At 35.7% G+C, this 19,235-nt stretch carries 16 protein-coding genes; 10 read left to right on the forward strand and 6 right to left on the reverse strand.

Going from position 1 to position 19,235, the window contains the following annotated elements; genetic code table 11:
• Window positions 1–268: 268 nt before the first annotated feature.
• Window positions 269–1,015 carry a L,D-transpeptidase family protein gene (locus JFU50_RS22385; RefSeq protein WP_201185172.1) on the reverse strand — a complete coding sequence of 249 codons (747 nt, stop codon included), beginning with the start codon at window positions 1,013–1,015 and terminating at the stop codon, window positions 269–271.
• A gap of 224 nt (window positions 1,016–1,239) precedes the next feature.
• Between JFU50_RS22385 and JFU50_RS22390 the strand changes: the two genes are divergently transcribed.
• Complete coding sequence (locus tag JFU50_RS22390; protein ID WP_082527393.1) at window positions 1,240–1,692, forward strand: YueI family protein; 453 nt, start codon at window positions 1,240–1,242, stop codon at window positions 1,690–1,692.
• Between the two features lie 176 nt (window positions 1,693–1,868).
• Here the strand turns inward: JFU50_RS22390 and JFU50_RS22395 are convergent, their stop codons facing one another.
• The 3 genes from JFU50_RS22395 to JFU50_RS22405 form a co-directional block, all read right to left on the reverse strand.
• On the reverse strand, window positions 1,869–2,936 hold the full coding sequence (locus tag JFU50_RS22395; protein WP_201185170.1) for an AI-2E family transporter: 1,068 nt from the start codon (window positions 2,934–2,936) through the stop codon (window positions 1,869–1,871).
• Window positions 2,937–3,331: 395 nt separating this feature from the next.
• On the reverse strand, window positions 3,332–4,144 hold the full coding sequence (locus JFU50_RS22400; RefSeq protein ID WP_201185168.1) for a formate/nitrite transporter family protein: 813 nt from the start codon (window positions 4,142–4,144) through the stop codon (window positions 3,332–3,334).
• Window positions 4,145–4,748: 604 nt separating this feature from the next.
• The gene (locus tag JFU50_RS22405) at window positions 4,749–6,017 is read right to left on the reverse strand and encodes an L-lactate MFS transporter (RefSeq protein ID WP_201224200.1); all 1,269 of its coding nucleotides are present in this window, start codon (window positions 6,015–6,017) and stop codon (window positions 4,749–4,751) included.
• Between the two features lie 757 nt (window positions 6,018–6,774).
• Between JFU50_RS22405 and JFU50_RS22410 the strand changes: the two genes are divergently transcribed.
• On the forward strand, window positions 6,775–7,863 hold the full coding sequence (locus JFU50_RS22410; protein ID WP_057218925.1) for a branched-chain amino acid aminotransferase: 1,089 nt from the start codon (window positions 6,775–6,777) through the stop codon (window positions 7,861–7,863).
• Between the two features lie 51 nt (window positions 7,864–7,914).
• On the opposite strand, the gene JFU50_RS22415 is transcribed toward JFU50_RS22410, so the two are convergent.
• On the reverse strand, window positions 7,915–8,601 hold the full coding sequence (locus JFU50_RS22415) for a response regulator transcription factor (protein ID WP_201185167.1): 687 nt from the start codon (window positions 8,599–8,601) through the stop codon (window positions 7,915–7,917).
• A gap of 142 nt (window positions 8,602–8,743) precedes the next feature.
• Between JFU50_RS22415 and JFU50_RS22420 the strand changes: the two genes are divergently transcribed.
• Complete coding sequence (locus JFU50_RS22420; RefSeq protein WP_201224201.1) at window positions 8,744–9,631, forward strand: R2-like ligand-binding oxidase; 888 nt, start codon at window positions 8,744–8,746, stop codon at window positions 9,629–9,631.
• A gap of 465 nt (window positions 9,632–10,096) precedes the next feature.
• On the opposite strand, the gene JFU50_RS22425 is transcribed toward JFU50_RS22420, so the two are convergent.
• Entirely contained in the window at window positions 10,097–10,354 is a 258-nt protein-coding gene (locus JFU50_RS22425) for an alpha/beta-type small acid-soluble spore protein (RefSeq protein WP_201224202.1), read from the reverse strand.
• Between the two features lie 354 nt (window positions 10,355–10,708).
• Here JFU50_RS22425 and JFU50_RS22430 point away from each other — a divergent pair, with 354 nt between their 5' ends.
• From JFU50_RS22430 to JFU50_RS22455, 7 genes are all read left to right on the forward strand, one after another.
• A complete protein-coding gene (locus tag JFU50_RS22430) occupies window positions 10,709–11,440 on the forward strand; it encodes a YqcI/YcgG family protein (protein WP_201224203.1) in 732 nt (243 codons plus the stop codon).
• A gap of 299 nt (window positions 11,441–11,739) precedes the next feature.
• Window positions 11,740–12,381, forward strand: coding sequence for an FMN-dependent NADH-azoreductase (locus JFU50_RS22435; protein ID WP_397329003.1), 642 nt, complete (start codon window positions 11,740–11,742; stop codon window positions 12,379–12,381).
• Window positions 12,382–12,501: 120 nt separating this feature from the next.
• Window positions 12,502–14,298: an oligoendopeptidase F gene (gene pepF, locus JFU50_RS22440; RefSeq protein ID WP_201224205.1), complete on the forward strand. Its 1,797-nt coding sequence runs from the start codon at window positions 12,502–12,504 to the stop codon at window positions 14,296–14,298.
• A 245-nt stretch (window positions 14,299–14,543) separates the two neighbouring features.
• Complete coding sequence (locus tag JFU50_RS31570; RefSeq protein ID WP_274606986.1) at window positions 14,544–15,410, forward strand: AAA domain-containing protein; 867 nt, start codon at window positions 14,544–14,546, stop codon at window positions 15,408–15,410.
• A 41-nt stretch (window positions 15,411–15,451) separates the two neighbouring features.
• Window positions 15,452–16,849 (forward strand): AAA domain-containing protein, encoded by a 1,398-nt coding sequence (locus tag JFU50_RS30915; RefSeq protein ID WP_342366297.1) that lies wholly within the window; start codon window positions 15,452–15,454, stop codon window positions 16,847–16,849.
• Between the two features lie 247 nt (window positions 16,850–17,096).
• The gene (locus JFU50_RS22450) at window positions 17,097–18,095 is read left to right on the forward strand and encodes an LLM class flavin-dependent oxidoreductase (RefSeq protein WP_201224207.1); all 999 of its coding nucleotides are present in this window, start codon (window positions 17,097–17,099) and stop codon (window positions 18,093–18,095) included.
• Between the two features lie 89 nt (window positions 18,096–18,184).
• Window positions 18,185–19,207 carry an LLM class flavin-dependent oxidoreductase gene (locus JFU50_RS22455; protein ID WP_201225156.1) on the forward strand — a complete coding sequence of 341 codons (1,023 nt, stop codon included), beginning with the start codon at window positions 18,185–18,187 and terminating at the stop codon, window positions 19,205–19,207.
• Window positions 19,208–19,235: the final 28 nt, after the last annotated feature.

Raw genomic sequence — 19,235 nt, forward strand, 5'->3', positions numbered from 1 at the left:
ATCACAAACATTGATATAGTACCGGCAACAAAAGTTACTTTAATTATATTTATGAGTAGTTCATCGTACATTTGTATTCCCTCCTTGTATGTAATGAAAGACAATGCGGTTATGATTAGCTGTTTATGTATAAATTATAACATAAATTTTACAAGTGAAGGTGGGAAAAAGGAACCGAAATGTATGATAATGTAATAATTGTTACATTTTAGACTAAAATCTAGCCAAAAAAAAGATATCATCAATAACAGATGATATCAATGATCGATTATTTAATTCCTAGGGCTTTCTTCGTTTTTGGTCCAACTACCCCATCAGGTGTTAGTTTGTTATTCTTCTGGAATTTCTTTACAGCTATTTCTGTATTATTTCCAAATACCCCATCTATTCCCTTTGTACTATATCCAAGAGTTGTTAATCTTTTTTGAAGTTCACGTACTTGTGGTCCGTTGCTTCCTTTCTTTAAAATTGAAATTGTGTTCCCCACTGGGATACTCTCTGATCCGTTAACCTTATATCCATTTGTAGCCGCTATGGAAGCAAATGATTTACTGGAACTGGTAATTATGACGGTTGTGTTCATATTAACCTTACCATATAACCACTTTACATCTTCATTATACATACGAACACAGCCGGCACTTATATATTTTCCAATGGACTTTGAATCATTATTTCCATGTATTGCATACGTATTTCCTGGTGTATTTCGTGCATTAATCCCCAACCATCGATTGCCTAGAGGATTTTTAGGATCTCCTCCTCTAATTTTACCTTTATAATAGGGGCGATTGACAATCTTTGTAACTACCTTAAACTTTCCTTCAGGAGTGTAGGAGGATTTTTTTCCAGTCGCTACAATAAATACTCTCACTAATTTATTATTTTCATAGTAGGCAAGCTGATTATTGGACTTATTGATGATAATCAGCTGTTTTGATGCTGCATTTGAAGAATTACTGTATCCACCAAAACAAAAAAAGAACATTAATACAAATACGATAAATTTTTTCATGTTTTCCCCGTCCCTTATTTAAGTACCTGCATATTCACGCATATACTATCCTATGCACGAAGTGAAGCTAAAGTGACATTTTTTCAAAGGAAAGGTAAACTTAAAATAAGAAGGATTTACTCAAATCGGATTTTTATCGTTGCAAAATTACTAAAAAGAAAGCAGGGCACTGTTTGTGGTCACATTACATACATTATTGAAGTGAAACCGGAGGTGGGAAAAGATTGTCACGCTTAAAAGTAGAGGACTACCTTGAACAAGGAATGTACGGTCCAAAAGAAATAAAGCCTGGTGAACGAAGGGAATTCCTTGGCACATTACGAGAGCGCGTTATTGTCGTCCTAAAAAAACCTCAAGTATTTGAACTAAATGTATATCCAGAGATCGAGGAAATGATGAAGCAATTTCCTCTGTCAAATTTGTTTTTAAATGGTCAAATGGACTATCAATACCTAGGGAAATATATTAAATTAGCTAATCGACATAATATACCTTACAAAATTGTCCTAAACAAAGACCATAACTCCGAATTAGGCCTAGTACTTGCAGAAAAAAATGCCATAAATAAAGAAGAGATTTATATTGAGAAGAAGAAGCAGTTCAATCAAGTTAAAAAGAAAAACAGTGTCAAAGCATTTATCAAACAATTGGTTAGAAAATTTATAAAAAAACGCTGAAAAATTCAATCAGCGTTTTTTTAGTAAACTCCTATAGGGTTGTTGAAATTCATGAGTGATTAATGAAGTTATATTCAATTACCTAAATAAAATAAAAAGGATGCCTATCTGCTTTATGTATAGGCCACTTTTTGTTTTATCAGTTGGAAAAGTTGATCAGATAGCAAATCTGTTAATTATGTATTCATCTTCCTTAACCTATAAAACTTTCTGAAGTTTCCTATAATCGTTTTAACCACAGAATAAGCAGGGATGGCTATAAGAATTCCAATGAATCCGTATATTGAACCGGCAGCAAGTAGCAATAAGATAATGGTTAATGGGTGAATATTAAGTCGTTTCCCCATAATATTCGGAGTAACGAGGTGGCCTTCTGCTTGTTGAACGACAGTAAGGACAATGAGTACTTTTACAGCCAACCCTACATCTTGCTGTAAGGCTATGAAAAGGGCTGGAATAACGCTGATTAATGGACCTAGAAAGGGTACAACGGTAAAAATCATTGCGAAAAGGGCTAATACGAGTGCATAATCGAGTCCAATAATTAGGTACCCCACATACATAAAAGCCCCTATTACGATTGAAACGATGAATTGGCCGATGATATAAGTTGAAAGGGTTTTATCTACATCTTTTAAAATCGCGTTCCCTTCTGGTTCAACTTCATTCGGTATATACTTTAATAAAAACGGTCTTAGCTTATCTCCATCCTTCAAGAAATAAAATAAGATAAATGGTGTAATAACCAGTACAGTTAGAACACTTGTAATCGCAGAGAATATGGTATTAACATTTTCTATAAGTTTTTCAGAATAATTTTTAAAATGAGATATGCCATTTGCTTTCAAGTCTTTTATATTAACCATACCAAAATCATTTTGTTCTATCATGTCTTCAGATTCCTTAGAGAATTCCTTGACTTTGCTTGGAAGGTTAGCAGATAAATTTTGGAATTGATCCATGACTACAGGACTTCCAAAGTAGCTGCCTGTCCCGATTATTCCAAATATAACCAAGAAGACAATAAAAATGCTGACTGTCCTTGGTATAAATTTAGTTAAAAAGTTAACGACAGGTCGTAATATATAGTATAAGAGTCCAGCCACAATGATTGGGAAAAACATTGCTGTAATGATTTTTTGAATCGGCAAAAGAATATAATCAATCTTGCCTAGCAAAAAAATAATTAAAATTATTAAGATAATTCCACATGCATACTTAAAAAATGGTTTGTTTATCCACAAGACAATCCCCCCTAAATCTCATCAGCTACTTAATACCCTTGTTAGGCTTAGAGTTAAACAATAATACCAACAGTAATAAATGATTAGGGGGAAATAGATGTAATTTGACATTAGATGGTTCAAGTACAGACTGTTTTCAAGCGAGATGTTGATTCTACCTTTAATTAGAATTCAAATATTTCGTAATTCGGAACAAAGGGTGTATTCTAAAGTAATTTCTAATTTAGGGCAGATGCATTCATCTCATTTACTTCACAGAATCATTGAAGTTCTTTAATAAACCAATATATTTCAAGTAAGAGGCAGACTGAAACCTCATATTAAAATACCAAAATTCTTTGGTTAAAATGAAAAACAAACCTCCATTGGAAAATGAAGGCCTTGTATTAAAAAAATTATGATGATTTTTTTATATACTTTATTTCTTCTACAACTTTTTTGTCCTGACGTGCATAAGCTCCGTAATACAGACCGCCTACGAGAATGGCACCACCAACAGCATTTCCAAGGAAGACTGGGATAAAGTTCATAAAATACTCACCCCAAGTAACGGCACCAACGAAAATTCCTGCTGGAATGACAAACATATTGGCAACAATATGCTGGAATCCAAGTGTAATGAAAGCACAAATCGGCAAGAACAATCCAATGATTTTTCCTGTAGTATCTTCAGCGCTGTATGTAATCCAAATAGCCAGGGCTACCAGCCAATTACAGCCGACAGCTGAAATGAATGCTTCGATAAAATTGGCATCAACCTTTGATTGTGCTGCAGCTATCGTTTTATTCAAAAAGATGTCAGTTTCGGTCAATCCAAGTAGATGTCCGAAAAAGTAAGCAACAAAAATGGCACCTGCGAAGTTGGTTATAGCAATTAAGATCCAGTTTATTGATAATTGTTTAACAGATACTTTTTTAGCAAGCGCAGCCATCGATACAGCCATCATATTTCCAGTTAATAATTCTCCGCCGGCAATTACAGTAAGTATTAAACCTAACGGGAATACTAAACCACCTATTAAGTTATTCAGTGTACCCCACTCATGTGGTAAGCCTGCGGTGACCCTTATGTTAAATAAATAGCCCAAAGCGATAAAGGCCCCACCTAGGAAACCTAGTATTATTAGACTAGTTAGCGGCAATGTTGCTTTCTTAGTTCCTGCTTTGATTGCAATTTTCGCCATTTGTTGCGGGTTATAATAACTCATATTGCTCCCCCTAGTTGATGTTTCAAAAAAATTTGTTAGAATGTGTTACTTATTTAGTAGTAAAAACCCTTGAAAATACTTACTAAACAAAGATTACCAACAGTTATTATACATTAGTTTTAAAAATATGCTATAACGAAATAACTAATTTAGGATTTTTTTATAGAAAAAACTAAGCCTTTATCACAGTTTAGGGTGGTTCAAAAATATATAATACAAAAAGAAAATGCTAATAATATAAAGCCTGAATTTTTAAAAGTGTAAATTATAACTGCCTTTTAAATATGATAAAACGATTTTATACTTTTGAGTTTGAGTGCAATAGGGGGAGTAGGGTAGATAGTAATATGTATGAAAGGGAAGGGAGGGATTATGAATTTACTGAGGTTTCTAGAAGTTTTATATTGAAGTTCCTGAAAAGTGCCATTCAGTAATTGTTTTCAATTTTTATAAAATGTAAATTCTGATGAAATATAATAAAGAGTAAAATATAAAATGAAAAAGGCATTATCACAAGAAAATTCCCAATAAGGAAGTTACCTTGATAATGCCTTGATCTAGTATATTTATCGAACAAAATAGTCAGAAAAACTACTCTCTAAATTTATGATATTTTACTTAATTTATTAGTAAATCCTTGTTTCTGTTCTCTTTGCATTTTTTTGATATCTAAACGCGACCAGATGGAAATCAAGAAAGCAATTGCAATTAATGCAGCGAAAACATAGAACACTGGAATATAACTGTTTGTACTTTCTCTAATTGCGGTAACCAGCATTGGTCCACAAACTCCTCCAAGAGACCATGTTGTTAAAAGATAACCATGGATAGCACCAATTTCTTTTGTTCCAAATAAATCTCCAGCAAATGCAGGAAGATTTGAGAAACCTCCACCATAACAACTAACAACTAACAATATAAGACCTTGGAACAATAACGAATTTGTAGTAGTTGGAAGTAAGAGGAACGCTCCGATTTGAATAATAAAGAAAATGACGAAAACATTTGGGCGACCAATATAATCAGAGGCTGCTGCCCAACCAAGTCTGCCTCCACCATTGAAGATTCCCATGATACCAACCAGAGTTGCTGCGCCAGCTACAGACAATCCAACTACGTCTTGAGCCATAGGAGAAGCCACAGAAATCATCATAATCCCTGCACTAGTATTAATTAATTTCATCGACCAAAGCATCCAGAAATGTTTTGTTTTAACCGCTTCTTTTGCAGTTAATTGTCTTAGATCTTTCTTAATTTCTTTTTTTCCTGACTCAATATCTTTTTTCATACCTTCAGGAATCCAATTCGCTTTTGGTGGTGCAATGTATGAAGCACCTAAAAACATAAGAATGAAATAGCCTGCTCCTAAAATGTAATAAGTAGAATAAATTCCAACGGATTCCATAAGGCTTGCTGCAACTGGGGCTGTAATAAGAGCTCCAGCACCAAAACCGAGTACAGCCATTCCTGTTGCTAGTCCTCTTCTATCAGGGAACCATTTGACAAGAGTAGATACTGGTGAAATGTATCCAATACCCATACCAAGACCACTTAATACTCCATATGTTAGTAAGTAAAGTGGAAGTGAATCGATCATGACAGCCAAACCAGAACCAGCTTGTCCTAAACCGAATAATACAGCAGCAACTAAGGCTGATTTTCTTGGACCATTCTTTTCAACAAATTTCCCAAAGAAAGCTGCAGAGGTTCCTGCAAGCGCCATCATAATTGTAAATGCTAAAGTTACTTCAGTTTCTGACCACCCCATAGTCTCAACTAAAGGTTTCTTGTATACGCTATATGCGTATGCACCACCAATGGAAAGGTGAATAGCAATAGCTGATAAAGCAATTAACCACCTGTTTTTTGTCATATTGTTACCCCTTTTCGTGAATTATAAGAGAGTGGCATGCGTTTTATCTATAATAATATGAGTTGCATGCATTTTATCTATCTCGTGGGATAAGTATATAAGATTATTATTTAGTAGTAAACTACTAAATTAAATTTTACTAAAAAAAATGTTGCTATAACATTCTTGTACAAATCCGAATCGGCTTAGGGAAAATTTTTATTTTATATCTTACTCACATAGGGAATAGGAAGCCAATTTTAGATGAGAGGCATAAATTAGCAACTGTAGAATGTTATATAAGAATCTCTTGTATCTTGATTGTGATTGGCATTTTGAATGTGGCAAATGCCCTTAATTCGCTCCATTCTATCTATTTTGAATCGGTAATGATTTTCCTTCGCTATTGTAGGTCTTATGTAATCAAGATGGTAATCTTCAACGGCAAACGGAAAAGATGCACATTGGCATTATTCAATGATATTTGTTAAAATTAACTTAAGACTTTATAAAAGAATCTTCAGAATTCCAATCAAGCCATTAGTATTAAAGGATTTTAATAGGGATAATAAAAGTTTTTTTCTTACAAAAAAGGAATATTAGAGTCTTTTTTCAGGAATCATACGTAAAGTAATCAAAAAAATCAAATTATTTTGAAAAAATTCCGAAAATTTAGTCATAAGGGCTTGAACTATGATTCCTGATAGGAGTAAACTAAGTTAAGATAGATTTTATGGAAGTGAAATCTTGTAAAAATATTCAACAAGGGGTTTTGGTAATGAAGGAACATGACATGCAAATCACGCTTAGTACAACAAAGAAAGAAAAACCACAAGCGGACCAGCTTGAGTTCGGTAAGAAATTTACCGATCATATGTTTATTATGGATTACACACGAGGGCAAGGGTGGCATGATCCAAGAATTGTTCCTTATCAACCGCTCGCATTAGAGCCGTCAGCTATGATTTTTCACTATGGCCAATCTGTTTTTGAAGGATTAAAAGCATATGTATCATCAGATGATGAAATTATTTTATTCCGCCCGAAAAAGAATTTTGAACGCTTAAATAATTCAAATAGTCGCCTATGTATACCAGATGTTGATGTGGATTTCGCGTTAAAGGCCTTAAAAACCTTAATTAGCGTTGATAAAGAATGGATTCCTCGAGCAGAAGGGACGTCCTTATATATTCGACCTTTCATTATAGCTACTGAACCTTATCTCGGAGTTTCTCCATCAGATCGCTATCAATTTATCATCATTATGTCACCGGTAGGTTCTTATTATAAAGAGGGAATTCACCCTGTTAAAATAGCGGTGGAATCAGCTTTTACACGTGCCGTAAATGGTGGTACAGGAGAAGCTAAAACAGGTGGTAATTATGCATCAAGCCTTAAAGCTCAAGAGGAATCTGAAAAGATGGGATATTCTCAAGTGCTTTGGCTAGACGGAGTAGAAAAAAAATATATTGAAGAAGTAGGAAGCATGAATGTCTTCTTCAAAATCAATGGTGAAATCATTACTCCAGCTTTAAATGGTAGCATCCTTTCAGGAATTACTCGGGATTCTATTATTGAATTGTTAAAGCATTGGAATCTTCCAGTAACAGAACGGCGTATTTCTATGGAGGAAGTCTATGAAGCCTTTAAATCAGGACAATTAGAAGAGGCATTCGGTACTGGTACAGCCGCTGTGATTTCTCCAATTGGTGAATTCTTGTGGAATGGTGAAGAAATGATAGTTCAAAACGGAGAGACTGGTGAATTATCTAAAAAACTTTATGATACATTAACTGGTATCCAAACAGGTAAGGTTGAAGATGAATTAAACTGGACTACGAAAGTTGAAGAAAAAGTCACTCAATAATATTTTAAAACAAAAAAACCTTCTATGAAGGTTTTTTTGTTTTATATTCTTTTAAATAATTATCTTGTGCCGGATAGCGACAGCTACAGCCTCTGTACGATGATTGACTCCTAATTTCCTAATGGCAGAAGAAATATAATCCCTAACAGTGTATTCACTTACCCTCATCTTTGGTGCCATTTGTTTTAACCCTAGACCATTAGCTAAATATTGTAGGACTTCGACTTCACGATTACTAAGAAGGTATGAGGGGGGGGAGGATTCTAAAGTTGTACTGACTGCCAGTTCTAAATAATGGGAAAGCTTCATTAAATCATGCTTTGTAACAGGTTCGTTGGTCTGTATTGGGTCAACTAAAACAAAACCAATAACCATTTCATTGACCATAACCGGAATTACAGCTAATGAAGAGATTGCAAATCTTTTAACGTATTTTGCAGGTATGGATGATTTCGTATGTTTAATTGTTAAATATACTGGTTTGTTATTTATGAGAGCTTGGTGGATGGGGTATATATCATGAATATTTTCTTTGACATGATGTAACGAAATTGTTTCTTTACTTGTGCATGAGTAAATACCTTCACCCATACCACTTAAACAAGAGTAACTGAACAAAGAGGCACGTTGAAATGAAAAAAAATCTACACAGCCCTTTACAATCATTTTGGATTTATTTCTCATATCTTTTTGTATGGAAATATTTTTAACATGATTCAACAAGGTTTCCTCAAGCATTCGACTTTATTCCTCCCTACTTTTTCAGTGATAGGTAAAAACTTACTAATATCTTACAATATAAGGTAGGGCCTTACAAATTTGATTATCTATGCTTATGTGTTTACAAGTTTACGATTCTCTATTTTAAGGAGGATAAAAAATGAAAAGAACGAATTTGACGACCAGCAGCCGAAGTTTTAGAGAAGATACCCTTCCGTTTAAACTCTATCAAAAGGCAAAAAAATTCGGTGTATGGAATCCGCGTGACATTAATTTCAGTCAGGATATAGAAGATTGGAAGTCGTTTACTAGTATTGAAAGAGAAGTTTTATTACGGATTATTTCGCTTTTCCAGGGCGGAGAAGAAGCCGTAACATTGGATTTACTTCCGCTTATTATGGCTATAGCAAAGGAAGGTAGAATTGAAGAGGAAATGTACTTAACAACTTTCTTATTCGAGGAAGCAAAGCATATGGAATTTTTCCGTTATACTTTAGATCAAATTGGTGAAACAGGTGATCTAACAGTTTATCATTCAGAAACATACAAATCTATTTTTTACGAAATACTGCCTGAGGCGATGGAGAAACTAATACACGATCAGTCTCCTGAAGCATTGGCGGAAGCGGCCACTGTATATAATATGTTTACCGAGGGAGTACTTGCTGAAACCGGGTATTTTGGGTTTTATCAGACACTCGAAAACAATAATATGATGCCTGGTTTATTAAAAGGGGTTGGCCTTTTGAAAAAAGATGAATCGCGCCATATTGCATATGGCACTTTTTTGCTCCAGAGGATTATCAGTGAGCATCCACATATTTTTAGACAAGTTGAAAAAAGAATGGCAGAACTTGCCCCACTTGCCATCGCGTTAAATATGGAAGGATATGATCGGTTTGGCAATCCATTTGATAATGATAAACAAGCTGTTTTAGATTTCACCATGAAACAATTAGCTGTTCGGATGGAAGTATTGGCACGGGCCAAGGGTAAGAAAATTGAAGAAATCTATCAAAGTAACGAAAAGGAATATGGAGTTTTGTAAAAAGAATGAAAAATAGGATATGACTGTACGTGATGATGTAAAGAAATTTATTCATTTAAATAGGTGGTGGATATACGGCGCAATAATTTTTCAAGCAGTTTGGGAATCTTAACATTCCTGGCTGCTTTTTATTTTTAGCATTAAAGTCTAATCTATTAACATAAACCACAGGGTGTCTCCAATTATGGTTCAATAAGTCATTAAAATTATAAAACAATTAAAGGCAGACAGGAACGACAATACTTCTAGTCGATCAATTTTGATAAAAGGTCCGTTGTTTTTGCAGGTACTAATGATCAACTAAACCGAGATGTAATGAATAAATTTTTAACTTAAAATTTATGAAAATCATTTATATATTTGAAATTTGAGCAAAAAGGAGGCGGGTATAAGGAAATGTCCGTCTCCTTCTATATGTTAAACAGATTTGAGTTTATATTTGTTAAGCAATCGTGATTCAATGAATTAGTTATTGTTTTTTCCTAAGTTTTCCTGAGCCATCTGTATAAGTTCCTTGACCATACCTCCTCCTAACTTTCCACCAATTTTTCCAGTTTGCTTTGATGTCAGTTGACCGTTATAGTCTTTTTTCAGTGGTACGCCAACTTCTTTTGCAACTTCAAACTTTGCATCTTCATGATTCTTCGTACCAGCTACTTTGGCTTTTAAATCATCAAGACCTTTTCTAGCTCCCGCTACTAGGATTTTATTTCTTCTTGTCATATATAATCACTCCTTAGTTTTTAGGTTATCCTAAAGTATAGAAAATGATCATTAACCTCTTTATTTTAATCTTTTATTTAGGTTCTACTTTGTATTTACCTTAACATTATAGGGAGATTTGCTTTAGTTTGATTTCTAGGAGTTTTTGCCACAGACCAGTCCATTATAATAATTCATGAGATTGGATTCACTCTGCTTTTTTTTGCAGACTAGCTCAGGCTGATACAGATGAAATCAAAAAAATTTGAATCTATTGCAGCATCTTTTAATATGACGAGAGAATTAGCTGTTATGGACGTTTACTTTATCAAATTCTGGGTATAAGATAGTATATCAATTTGAAGGAGAAAAGAGATGCTGACTGCGAATTCATGTTTGTTAACGAAAGAAGATATGAAAAATCCTGATCGAGTACCTCGATGGTTAATCAAGGAATATCAAACTTTCCACAATACAGTGATGGATAAAACATTTCCTTGTTATTTTGGTATGAACGCGGAAAAAAAAGGTGAGCTTCGTTATGCATATATTACACAGAAAGATTGGTCCAATCTCCCAAAAGCTGTGGAAAGCTTTCTAGACTTATTCCAGGAACCTCCATATGTCAGACATGGTTTGTTTGTTTTTATGGAGCCAGAAAAGCAAGAGGGAGATTTAGAATTATATCGAAAACGATTTTGGGAAATCCTTCAGTATCTTCATATAAATGATAAGAAACCTTGGCCAAATGAAAAGCCAAAAGATCCGGATCATTATTTATGGGATTACCATTTTGCAGGGGAACCAATTTTTATCTTTGGTAATGCACCTGCATATAAACAGCGTAAAACCCGTGATTTAGGAAATAGTCTTGTACTAGGCTTCCAACCCCGAATGATCTTTGAAGGATTAGAAGGTACAGAAAAAGGCGGAATCATGTCACGTGAAAAGGTGCGTGAACGAGTAGAAAAATGGGATAATCTCCCGAAACATCCGGATATCAGCCACTTTGGCGATGTAAATCATAATGAATGGAAACAATTTTTTATTGGTGATGATATTGAACCGATAAAAGGAAAATGTCCTTTCAATCATAAAGAGTTATAAACGAGAGTATTTGCTCTCGTTTATTTATTTGCTCTTTTCTTCTATATTATATGCTTGTAACTGTTAAAAAGGGGATTTAGAAAGTTCACCATAACTCGAGAACTCCGATATTTATTTCTTTATATGTCTGTAAAAGTATCTAAAACACAAAATATAGTATATAACCCCAAAAACATATATCTTGTTTTATTTTATTAACACAATTATAATGTGTATGTAGGAATTGCAGTTACTTCGAGATATCTTGATTAAATATTTCGGATTAAACTGTGCTATTCACATACACATATTAATTACAATTGGGGGAACCAACTATGTCTAAAGTATTATTAATCAAAGCAAACGACCGTCCAGCAGAGCAAGCAATCAGCGTGAAAATGTATGAATCGTTTTTAAGCACATATAAAGAAGCAAATCCTAACGATGAAATTACTGAATTGGATTTATTCAAACTCAACTTACCATATTACGGAAACACAGCAATTACAGCGATATTCAAACGCAACCAAGGTATGGAATTGACTGAAGAAGAATCAAAAGAAGCGGATAACGTGCAACAATACTTGAACCAGTTTCTTGCTGCTGATAAAGTAGTATTTGCATTCCCGTTATGGAACGCTACGGTACCGGCTCCTCTTGTAACATATATTTCTTATCTTGCTCAAGCAGGTACAACATTTAAATATACTGCGGAAGGCCCAGTTGGTCTTATTCCAGAGAAAAAAGTGGCTGTACTTAATGCTCGTGGTTCAGATTATGCTTTACCAGGAATGGATGCTGCTGAAATGGCAGTGAAATTTGTAACAATGAATCTAAACCTATGGGGGATAACGAACCCAGAAACAGTTGTTATCGAAGGGCACAATCAATATCCAGACCGCACACAAGACATTATTGCTGAAGGATTGACGAAAGTTGTAGAAGCTGCAGCTAAATTCTAATTATATTTTATGTAATAACCAGTATGTATTTTTAGCATACTGGTTTTTTTATGCAGGTTTTTCTGAAAGTCGCTTATAATAGAGGGTAAGCCTATAAGTATGAAAGGAAGTGCCAATAAAATGCAAACGTACAAAACACGTGACGAAATCAAAGAGGAAGAAACTTGGAATCTAAATGATATTTACGATAACAAGGATAAATGGGAAAAGGATTATCAAGAAGTCCTTAAGATGACAGAAAAATTAAAAACCTATGATGGACAAATTCAGACAGCTCAAGACTTGTTTGAGTATTTACGGTCAAGTGAGGAACTTGGTTACATTTATAATAAACTCTATGTATTTGCGATGCTGCAAACAGATTTGGATACAAGGGTTACTTCATCACAGGCTTTGCTTGATCGGGCAAGTCAGTTAGGTCAGAAAATTAGCAATGCTTCTTCATTCTTCATGCCATTTCTTTTAAGCCTAGAAGAAAAAACGCTAAAAGGGTACATAAAAGAAATAGAGGGTTTGAAATATTTTGAAGAAGATTTACTAGATTCTTATCGATATAAAACCCATGTGTTAACGAAAGAACAGGAAGAGGTCCTTTCCCAAATAGGTGAAGCCTTTTCAGCACCACAAAAAACATTCGGGATGATCAACAATGCTGACATTAAGTTTGGTGAAGTGACAAATGGAGACGGCGAAAAAGTAGAGCTGACCCGAGGATTATATTCAAAATTGATTGAAGATGACAATCGTGATATTCGAAAAGAGGCATACATTGCGTATTATCAGCCATATGTACAACTGAAAAATACGATTGCTTCAACACTTTCAACAGCAATCAAGAATAACGTGAATCTCTCTAAACTAAGGAACTACCCTTCTGCATTAGAAAAATCATTGTTCGGTGATCAAGTTCCAAAAGAGGTATATGATAACTTAATTATGTCTACTAAACAAAATATAGGACCGATGCATAAATACATCCAGCTGCGGAAAGAGCTTTTGGGTGTAAATGAATTGCGTGCATACGATTTAAGTGTGCCATTGGTCGAAGGTGCAAAAGAAGAAATATCATATGATGACAGTTTTGCTTTAATGATTGAGGCGTTGAAACCGCTGGGTGAAGAATATACTTCTATCTTAAAAACCTTTAAAGAAAAACGCTATATTGATGTCAGAGAAACACCTGGAAAACGGTCTGGGGCTTACAACTTAGGACTTTATGGTGTTCATCCATTTATCTTACTAAATCACCGTGATGATCTTGACAGCGTATTTACACTTGCGCATGAATCTGGCCATGGGATGCATTCATACTATAGCTCAAAATATCAACCGCAAATAACAGCAGGCTATTCCATTTTTGTAGCGGAAGTTGCTTCTACGGTGAATGAAATTCTGCTGATTCGCCATTTAATTAATACAACAAAAGACGTTCAAAAGAAAAAGCACTTACTTAACCATTTTATCGATAGCTTTAAGGGAACTTTCTTCACACAGGTGATGTTCGCAGAATTTGAAAAGATCGTTCACGAGAAGGCAGAAAATGATGAACCACTAAATGCCGAGGTGTTTAACACAGCTTATGAAACAATTTTCCGAACATATAATGGTGATGAAATAGTTTTCGATGAAGAAGTGAAGTATGGCTGGTCACGCATTCCGCATTTTTATCGTCCATTTTATGTGTATAAATATGCTACAGGTTACGTTTCAGCTATTACAATTGCAGATAAAATTCTTTCCGGAGATCAAAAAACCCTCGAAAGTTATTTGACCTTCTTGAAAAGCGGCAGTTCTGAATTCCCGTTAGACCTGCTCAAGAAAACAGGCGTAGATTTAACTAAACCTGAGCCTATTGAAAATGCTATGAGGATTTTCAGTGATTTAGTAGAACAATTCACAGAGCTGTCAAAGGGCTAATGTAAACCATTTCTTCCAAAAGAGCCCATGGTATGATGAAATAAAAAATGCTATAGTAAGACTATTGGCAAATGAGAGGCCCAATCTTTTGATTGGGCCTTATTTTATATGTTAAAGAAGAGATATTGTCACGGGACAGGTTTTGCATAAAAAGCCTAGAGCCTTGGTTATTCATCGCAATAGCGCCTAGCTAATGGGCCAGTTCTTTATACATCCAAAGGCATATTTTGTGAGGAAAGTGAAAAATGAATTCAACGGTTAACTATATAAAAGAATGGCAACAGGCACTTCAACTTGAAATTTTGCATTTGAAAAAATACGGAAGCACAAAATACCTTGTTTCGAATGGCCATTTACTTACAAGTGATGGTTCTTTCACCTACTATTTTGAAACAAGCTCCTCGATAAAAATTCCTATAGGTTCCATTATTCGATTGGAATGGGGAGGAATAAAACAGGATGGGAGGGTCTTATCATCTGAAGGGAAAAGTATAATCATCGCTTTTGAACGATCATTAGGTGATTTAATCGGGGAAGCTTTTTTATACCATGATCCCTGGGAATTACTAGAACAATTGATTACCCGTCTAGATGAAATCAAGAGAAGCAAAAAGAAAAGGCTACGGATTAAGCGTCTAATGGATCCATCTATGCCCCAAAAACATCCGGTAAATGAAAAACAAAGCAGTGTAAAAGAATTATATGCACGTTCAAAATTTAATCCTGTCACTTTTGTCTGGGGACCTCCAGGAACAGGAAAGACTTATACATTGGCACGTACAGTTGCAAATCATTATTTCCAAGATAAAAATATCCTGGTGCTGTCACATAGCAATCAAGCTGTCGATGTACTGATGGCTGAAATCTCTACATTTATTAAAAAGAAAGACCGTTTCCATGAAGGGGATGTGCTTCGCTATGGTTCACAAATAGGTGATTCTCTAGCTATCCATGATGATATTGTTACAGGTCAACTATTAGGGAAGCATGAACCGGACTTGATGAAAGAAAAAGAGCAACTTGCAGAAGAAAAGAGGTTGTTAAAGCAGGATTTAGCTGGTTCATTTAGCAAAAGAGATACCAATCATTTAATTGAATTAGAAAAAAATTAGCTAAAGTATTAGAGAAAATTCGTCAAAAAGAGATGCTACTTGTGAAAGAGGCTAAAATTATTGGAATGACCTTGGCTAAAGCTGCTAGCGATGAAACGGTATACCAAAAAGAATATGATCTAATCATTTTGGACGAAGCCAGCATGGCTTACGTACCGCAAGTAGCTTTTGCGGCAGCCTTATCCAAACATATTATCGTTTGCGGTGATTTCAAACAATTGCCACCAATTGCTTCTGCACGTGATTCTCTAGTGAAACTTTGGCTGAAAGAAGACATCTTTCATCGCGCGGGGGTTGCACAATCAGTAGAAGAGGGGGAACTTCATCCTCATTTATTTCTCTTAAAAGAACAGCGCCGTATGCATCCAGAAATTTCGGCATTTACGAATCGTGTGGTCTATAACAATTTTGTTGGAGACCATGAAAGTGTTTTGACAAGTAGAGATAGCATAAGATCAGCGGAACCGTTTGCAAATCAGGCAGCTGCACTTGTCGATACTAGCTTTTCAGGTGAATATTGCATGACGGAACGCACATCCCATTCGAGAATGAATCCATGGCAGTTGCTTTTGTCCTTTCAGCTGATTCATGAATCGTATGTTGGCGGGGCTCGATCCATTGGTTATGTTGCTCCATATCGTGCCCAGGCTAACTTGATGGAAAAACTTTTGGATGACTTGTATAGTCAAGAAAGGCAAACAGCAGACATCATAGCTGCAACTGTACATCGTTTCCAAGGCAGTGAAAGGGATGTCATGATTTTTGACACGGTTGATAGTTATCCGCAAAATCGTGCAGGAATGTTGCTGACCGGAAGAGAAAGTGAAAGGCTAATAAATGTGGCGATAACAAGGACCAAAGGGAAGTTCGTACATGTTTGTGATACTTCTTTTGTTAATAAGCATGTTTATCGTAGCAAAACACTTCGTCAGCTTGTTGATCATCAAATCCAAAACGGTCAGATGGTCGCAAGGAAAGATATTGGAAAATGGGTGAAATTTCAGCATCCCCGACTGCAATGGATGCATGCCCGTAAGTTGGACAACTTATTAGCAGATATAGATTCCTCTAAACAAGAAATTATTGTGGCCGTGCCAGATTTTAAAAATTTGTCAGAGGAATGGAAGCTGATTCTAATGAAAAGAGACCCTGAAGTCAAATTGACTATCATTTCAGGGAATAGAAATCCGGAAATTTTTACAGATTATTTCATTTGTATGCCAGTTTCCTTCTCTTTTATTATCATCGATGGTCATGTTGTCTGGTTAGGATTGCCTGTAGAATCGAATAATCGAGTGCAACCTCCCTTTGTAGCGGCTCGCTTGGATTCACCTATTATTGCAGAAGAAATCTTATCTCAGTTTAAAAAAATGAATAATTTAAAGGAAAGGCCCAATTTTAGGGTCTTTCTATTTTTTTATTCAATAAATATTCCTTAAAACATCTCTTTAGAATATATGGTAAAAACAAATCGGGTTCCATCTATAAGAGTAATAAAAAATGTATATTTTAAAAATAACCTCGTTAGAATTTACAATTCACTCCTATTTACCAATCCAGAATATCCACTTATTATTTCAGCTAAGAGTTACAAACTAAACTAACAACAAGCGTATTAGGCGACATTTTATATTCAATGTTTTACGATTATATAACTAAGAGAGAAATGGGAAGAAGGGAACCCTAATGAAGCTAAGCATTTTAGATCAATCACCAATCGCATCCGGTCAAACCGCGCAGCAGGCATTGAACGATTCACTTTTACTCGCACAAGAGGGAGATAGACTTGGCTATAGCAGGGTTTGGTTTACGGAACATCATGATTTACCAGGATTAGCCTGTTCAGCTCCGGAGGTATTGATAAGCTATATTGGTGCGCAAACAAAAAACATTCGAATTGGAGCAGGGGCTGTGTTGCTTCCGCATTACAAGCCATATCGCGTTGCAGAGACCTATAATATGCTTGCAACACTTTTTCCGGGCCGAATTGATATCGGCATAGGACGTGCTCCAGGAGGATCGGCAGAAGCGACTATGGCATTATCCGATAATTATCTGCAAAATGTATACAAAATGCCTGACCTCGTAAAGGAACTATTGTATTTTCTTCGAGAGAAATTTCCAAAAGATCACCTTTTTGAAAATACTTCTGCTGCACCAATCCCAAAAATTCCACCTGTACCATGGGTACTTGGAACAAGTGAAAAAAGTGCAAAACTCGCGGCGGAAAATGGGGTTTCTTACGCATTCGGTGAATTCATGAGCGACAATGATGGGATTAAGAGTCTTCAGTATTATCGTGAACATTTTCAAGCAAAAGGGATCCTGAATGCGCCTAAAACAATATTAACGGTTTCGGCCCTTTGTGCCGAAACCGAGGAACAAGCGAAAGAGATAGCACTAAGCAATACACTCTGGAAAATCCAAAGTGGCTTTGGGGAAAGAAAAATGGTCCCAAGTATAGAAGAGGCGAGGGAGTATGCATGGAATGCAAAAGAAAAAGAACTGAAGGGAAAGATGGATAAAAAAATGATTATGGGCACACCTTCAAAAGTAAAGCACCAGCTCTTGGAGTTACAGGAGAAATATCAAGCAGATGAAATCATGCTTATTACTATAACTCATAAGTTGGAGGACCGTCTGAAGTCGTATCGTTTGATTGCTAATGAACTTCTGCTCAAATAATCAGGTAGAGCATTTTGTGTGCAATTTATCTGCATTTTCTATATGATGACTTTGCGTCCAATTAATCATAATTGAAAGAAGTTGAAGATATGAATGCTGATCAGCCTGCAAAAAAACTTAGAGACATTTCTTTTTCCGTACTGGACCTAGCTTCTATTGTCGAGGGTGGTACAGTATCAGCAGCCTTTAAAAATACAGTAGATTTAGCTCAGCATGTGGAGAAATGGAATTATAACCGTTTCTGGGTAGCAGAACACCATAGCATGCCTGGAATCGCTAGCTCTGCGACTTCTGTGTTAATCGGTTATGTTGCTGGAAGGACAGAAAAAATACGTGTGGGTTCTGGGGGCATAATGCTTCCAAATCATGCACCACTCGTCATCGCAGAACAATTTGGAACGTTAGAAGCTATGTATCCTGGTAGAATAGATTTAGGATTAGGTCGTGCTCCAGGAAGTGACCAATATACTGCAATGGCTCTCCGTGGCGATGTCCGTAATAATGGCCAAGATTTTCCTGAGCAGTTAGCGCAACTCCGCAGCTATTTAGATGCTGATTCAAAACATAATCGAGTCCGTGCTATTCCTGGTGAAGGGCAAGATATCCCGATTTGGCTGCTTGGTTCAAGCGGCTTCAGTGCGGCACTATCAGCACAGCTGGGATTACCATTCTCATTTGCAAGCCATTTTTCACCTGAAAATACTCAACCGGCTTTAGCACGTTATCGTAATAATTTTCAGCCATCAGAAGTTTTAGATAAGCCGTATGTGATGGTCGGTGTCAATGTATTTGCAGCGGATACTACTGAAGAAGCACAAAGAATTGCTACCTCTTATCAGCAGCAATTTTTAAACTTGATTCGAAATACACCTGGACAAATGGCTCCGCCAGTTGATACGATGGAAGGTATTTGGACAGAATATGAAAAAGCCATTGTCATGAAACAACTGAACGCTTCTATTGTCGGAAACCCGAAAGAAGTTGAAGAACAATTACAGACCTTTTTAGATGAGACTCAGGCGGATGAAATGATTATTAACTCTGCCATTTATAATCATAACGCACGCCTTCGTTCCTATGAAATCATTGCAGAAGTTACTGGAATGAAATAAGTGTAAATGTGAATGAGCTTGCAGATTA

Origin of the sequence: Peribacillus sp. TH14 (assembly GCF_016651145.1) — a bacterium.
Taxonomy (GTDB): Bacteria; Bacillota; Bacilli; order Bacillales; family DSM-1321; genus Peribacillus; species Peribacillus butanolivorans.

What these genes read in the sequence shown, in the direction of transcription:
- JFU50_RS22385 (WP_201185172.1), bottom strand. Translation starts at nt 1,015, where the DNA reads ATGAAAAAATTTATCGTATTTGTATTAATGTTCTTTTTTTGTTTTGGT.
- JFU50_RS22400 (WP_201185168.1), bottom strand. Translation starts at nt 4,144, where the DNA reads ATGAGTTATTATAACCCGCAACAAATGGCGAAAATTGCAATCAAAGCA.
- JFU50_RS22405 (WP_201224200.1), bottom strand. Translation starts at nt 6,017, where the DNA reads ATGACAAAAAACAGGTGGTTAATTGCTTTATCAGCTATTGCTATTCAC.
- JFU50_RS22410 (WP_057218925.1), top strand. Translation starts at nt 6,775, where the DNA reads ATGAAGGAACATGACATGCAAATCACGCTTAGTACAACAAAGAAAGAA.
- JFU50_RS22415 (WP_201185167.1), bottom strand. Translation starts at nt 8,601, where the DNA reads ATGCTTGAGGAAACCTTGTTGAATCATGTTAAAAATATTTCCATACAA.
- JFU50_RS22420 (WP_201224201.1), top strand. Translation starts at nt 8,744, where the DNA reads ATGAAAAGAACGAATTTGACGACCAGCAGCCGAAGTTTTAGAGAAGAT.
- JFU50_RS22425 (WP_201224202.1), bottom strand. Translation starts at nt 10,354, where the DNA reads ATGACAAGAAGAAATAAAATCCTAGTAGCGGGAGCTAGAAAAGGTCTT.
- JFU50_RS22430 (WP_201224203.1), top strand. Translation starts at nt 10,709, where the DNA reads ATGCTGACTGCGAATTCATGTTTGTTAACGAAAGAAGATATGAAAAAT.
- pepF (WP_201224205.1), top strand. Translation starts at nt 12,502, where the DNA reads ATGCAAACGTACAAAACACGTGACGAAATCAAAGAGGAAGAAACTTGG.
- JFU50_RS31570 (WP_274606986.1), top strand. Translation starts at nt 14,544, where the DNA reads ATGAATTCAACGGTTAACTATATAAAAGAATGGCAACAGGCACTTCAA.
- JFU50_RS22450 (WP_201224207.1), top strand. Translation starts at nt 17,097, where the DNA reads ATGAAGCTAAGCATTTTAGATCAATCACCAATCGCATCCGGTCAAACC.
- JFU50_RS22455 (WP_201225156.1), top strand. Translation starts at nt 18,185, where the DNA reads ATGAATGCTGATCAGCCTGCAAAAAAACTTAGAGACATTTCTTTTTCC.